Source organism: Bacillus sp. LR_5 (genome assembly GCF_042709275.1).
On sequence record NZ_JAVAXX010000381.1, the window covers coordinates 1 to 4,953 of the forward strand.

At 42.6% G+C, this 4,953-nt stretch carries 2 protein-coding genes; both read left to right on the forward strand.

Features of this window, described 5'->3' with window-relative positions; translation table 11 throughout:
- The coding region (locus RAC86_RS35285) for a PolC-type DNA polymerase III (protein WP_377886676.1) at positions 1-4,063 on the forward strand (4,063 nt) is incomplete at its 5' end.
- Between the two features lie 329 nt (positions 4,064-4,392).
- On the forward strand, positions 4,393-4,863 hold the full coding sequence (gene rimP / locus RAC86_RS35290) for a ribosome maturation factor RimP (RefSeq protein WP_003231915.1): 471 nt from the start codon (positions 4,393-4,395) through the stop codon (positions 4,861-4,863).
- Positions 4,864-4,953 lie beyond the last annotated feature (90 nt).

Below are 4,953 nucleotides of genomic sequence, written 5' to 3' on the forward strand. Positions count from 1 at the left end.
TCAGGATGCCGAGGTCAGTGAAAGTATCGTTCAAGACTACTGGTCACGCTGCATTGAAGAACTGCAGGGCATTTCGCCGCCGATTATCAGTCTTTTAAACCAGCAAAAACCGAAGCTGAAGGGCAATAAACTGATTGTCAAAACCAAAACGGATACAGAAGCGGCTGCGCTAAAAAACAAATACAGTTCCATGATTCAAGCAGGCTACCGTCAATTTGGCTTTCCGGATCTTCAGCTTGATGCTGAAATATTTGTATCCGAGCAGGAAGTTCAAAAGTTTCGGGAACAAAAGCTTGCGGAAGACCAAGAGCGGGCTATGCAGGCCTTGATTGAAATGGAGAAGAAAGATAAAGAAAGTGATGAAGACCAAGCACCATCTGGTCCTCTTGTTATCGGTTATCAAATTAAAGATAACGAGGAAATCCGGACGCTTGACAGCATCATGGACGAAGAACGGAGAATTACGGTCCAAGGTTATGTGTTTGATGTGGAGACGCGCGAGCTGAAGAGCGGGCGCACGCTGTGTATCTTCAAAATTACAGACTATACAAATAGTATTTTGATCAAAATGTTTGCACGTGAAAAAGAAGATGCGGCGCTGATGAAGTCTCTGAAAAAAGGAATGTGGGTAAAAGCACGCGGAAGCATTCAAAATGATACATTTGTCAGAGACCTTGTCATGATCGCAAATGACGTAAACGAAATAAAAGCAAAAACCCGTGAAGATTCAGCACCTGAAGGAGAAAAAAGAGTGGAATTGCATCTTCATTCCCCAATGAGCCAAATGGATGCTGTTACGGGTATCGGAAAGCTTGTCGAACAGGCGAAAAAATGGGGGCATGAGGCCATCGCTTTGACTGACCATGCTGTCGTTCAATCCTTCCCTGATGCGTATTCTGCGGCCAAAAAGCATGGAATTAAAATGATTTACGGGATGGAAGCGAATCTCGTGGATGATGGCGTGCCAATTGCTTATAATGCCGCACATCGTCTGCTCGAAGAAGAAACATATGTTGTTTTTGACGTTGAGACGACAGGATTGTCTGCTGTATACGATACCATTATTGAGCTGGCTGCAGTAAAAGTAAAAGGCGGAGAAATTATTGATAAATTTGAGGCGTTTGCGAACCCGCATCGTCCGCTTTCCGCCACAATCATAGAGCTGACAGGGATCACAGATGATATGCTACAAGACGCTCCGGATGTCGTAGATGTAATAAGAGATTTCAGAGAATGGATTGGCGATGATATTCTTGTCGCTCATAATGCAAGCTTTGATATGGGATTCTTAAATGTAGCCTATAAAAAGCTTCTTGAAGTCGAAAAAGCTAAAAACCCAGTCATTGATACGCTTGAACTTGGACGTTTTCTCTATCCGGAATTTAAGAACCACCGGTTGAACACACTTTGTAAAAAGTTTGATATCGAACTCACACAGCATCACCGTGCGATCTATGATACTGAGGCAACCGCTTATTTGCTTCTGAAAATGCTGAAAGACGCAGCTGAAAAAGGTATTCAGTACCATGATGAGTTGAATGAAAATATGGGTCAGTCCAATGCTTATCAAAGATCAAGACCGTATCATGCAACATTACTTGCCGTGAACAGCACGGGACTTAAAAATTTATTTAAGCTTGTGTCACTTTCTCATATTCATTATTTTTACAGAGTGCCGCGTATTCCGAGATCTCAGCTTGAGAAATACAGGGAAGGGTTGCTGATCGGTTCTGCCTGTGACAGGGGAGAGGTTTTTGAGGGAATGATGCAAAAATCGCCTGAAGAGGTGGAAGATATCGCGTCATTTTATGATTACCTTGAGGTTCAGCCGCCTGAAGTGTATCGTCACTTGCTGGAGCTTGAACTGGTCCGTGATGAAAAAGCGCTGAAAGAAATTATTGCGAATATCACGAAGCTGGGGGAAAAGCTTAATAAACCGGTTGTTGCGACGGGAAATGTCCATTACTTGAATGATGAGGATAAAATCTACAGAAAGATTTTAATATCCTCACAAGGCGGGGCAAATCCGCTGAACAGGCATGAACTGCCGAAAGTGCATTTCAGAACGACAGACGAAATGCTTGAAGCTTTTTCTTTCTTAGGTGAAGAAAAAGCGAAGGAGATCGTAGTCACCAATACCCAAAAGGTTGCTTCTTTAGTTGATGACATCAAGCCGATTAAAGATGATTTATATACGCCGAAAATCGAAGGCGCTGATGAAGAGATCAGAGAAATGAGCTATCAGCGTGCAAGAAGCATTTACGGGGAAGAGCTGCCTGAAATTGTCGAAGCGCGGATTGAAAAAGAGTTAAAGAGTATTATTGGCCACGGATTTGCTGTTATTTACTTGATCTCTCACAAACTTGTAAAACGTTCACTAGATGACGGGTATCTCGTTGGTTCCCGTGGTTCCGTAGGATCTTCATTAGTTGCGACACTTACTGAGATTACTGAGGTAAACCCGCTGCCGCCGCACTATGTTTGTCCTGAGTGTCAGTATTCTGAGTTCTTTAATGACGGTTCTGTCGGTTCTGGTTTTGACCTGCCTGACAAGACATGTCCTCATTGCGGAACGCCTTTGAAAAAAGACGGCCATGATATTCCATTTGAAACGTTCTTAGGATTTAAAGGGGACAAAGTACCTGATATCGATTTGAACTTCTCAGGGGAATATCAGCCGCAAGCACATAATTACACAAAAGTATTGTTCGGAGAAGACAATGTATATCGTGCGGGAACAATAGGCACGGTGGCAGAAAAAACAGCCTACGGTTATGTAAAAGGCTATGCCGGAGACAACAATCTTCATATGCGCGGTGCCGAAATAGATCGGCTCGTGCAGGGATGCACGGGTGTAAAACGTACAACTGGACAGCACCCTGGCGGTATTATCGTAGTTCCGGATTATATGGATATTTATGATTTTTCACCGATCCAGTTTCCGGCAGATGCCACAGGTTCAGAGTGGAAAACGACTCATTTTGATTTCCACTCCATCCATGACAACCTGTTAAAACTTGATATTCTCGGACACGATGACCCGACTGTTATTCGGATGCTTCAAGACTTAAGCGGAATAGATCCGAAAACAATTCCGACGGATGATCCTGAAGTGATGAAGATCTTCCAGGGAACCGAATCACTCGGTGTGACTGAAGAACAGATTGGCTGTAAAACGGGCACTCTTGGAATTCCTGAATTCGGAACCCGATTTGTCCGGCAGATGCTTGAAGATACAAAGCCGACCACTTTTTCTGAGCTCGTTCAGATTTCAGGCTTGTCTCACGGAACTGATGTATGGCTTGGCAATGCACAGGAGCTCATCCACAATAATATTTGTGAGCTGAGTGAGGTTATCGGCTGCCGTGATGACATTATGGTTTATTTAATCTATCAAGGCCTTGAACCGTCCCTTGCCTTTAAAATCATGGAATTCGTGCGTAAAGGAAAAGGATTAACGCCTGAATGGGAAGAAGAAATGAAAAATAACAATGTCCCAGACTGGTATATTGATTCCTGTAAAAAGATTAAATACATGTTCCCGAAAGCCCACGCCGCGGCATATGTCTTAATGGCAGTCCGCATTGCTTACTTTAAAGTGCATCATGCTCTTTTGTATTATGCGGCTTATTTTACCGTTCGTGCAGATGACTTTGATATTGATACAATGATCAAGGGCTCTACAGCAATCAGAGCGGTAATGGAGGATATAAACGCTAAAGGACTTGATGCTTCACCGAAGGAAAAGAACCTTCTGACTGTTTTAGAATTAGCGCTTGAGATGTGTGAGAGAGGCTATTCATTCCAAAAAGTCGATTTATATCGCTCCAGCGCCACAGAGTTTATTATTGACGGCAACAGTCTAATTCCGCCGTTTAACTCTATTCCAGGGTTAGGGACGAACGCTGCTTTGAACATTGTAAAAGCTCGCGAAGAAGGCGAATTCCTCTCAAAAGAAGATTTGCAAAAGAGAGGGAAAGTATCAAAAACGATTTTAGAGTACTTAGATCGCCATGGCTGTCTGGAGTCACTGCCTGATCAAAACCAATTGTCACTGTTCTAATATGGAAAGCAGAATTTCTCAGAAATTCTGCTTCTATGCATACATAAGCGCAAAAAGTGCCATCGTAATATTAGAGTTTCTGTCACTTGCTTAGGTATGAAGGTAAGCGTATATCCATTTGCAATAAAAATATGGTTATGGTATAGTTTTATTGGAAATGCTAACGATTACCGAGGCAAAGAGTGGGGAAACCCGCTCTTTTGTATTGAACAGGAGAATTTTGTCTCGACATGTTCATCGTTTACTTTTTAGCCCCTGCTCTTTTGAAGCAGGGTTTTTATGCAGAGTGACGAGACGAATATGAGATCGACAGCACAAGGAGGAAGAACATGAGCAAAAAAGTGACTGACACCGTTCAAGAAATGGCTCAGCCAATCGTAGACAGCCTTCAGCTGGAACTCGTTGACATTGAATTTGTCAAAGAGGGCCAAAGCTGGTTCCTTCGCGTGTTTATTGATTCCGATGACGGTGTGGATATTGAGGAATGTGCCAAAGTAAGCGAAGCTTTAAGCGAAAAGCTTGATGAGGCAGACCCAATCAGCCAAAATTACTTTCTTGAAGTCTCATCTCCAGGAGCTGAGCGTCCGCTAAAGAAAAAAGCCGATTTCGAAAAATCACTAGGAAAAAACGTATACATTAAGACGTATGAGCCTATTGACGGCGTAAAAGTGTTTGAAGGTGAACTGGCTGAATTTGATGGACAAACAGTGACAGTTGAGATCACGATCAAAACAAGAAAGAAACGGATCAATATTCCGTATGAAAAGATAGCTAATGCAAGATTAGCTGTTACATTCTAATGAATACAAATGTTTTAAGGGGGGAGACCGTTAAATGAGCAGTGAATTATTAGATGCTCTCACGATTCTTGAAAAAGAAAAAGGCATCAG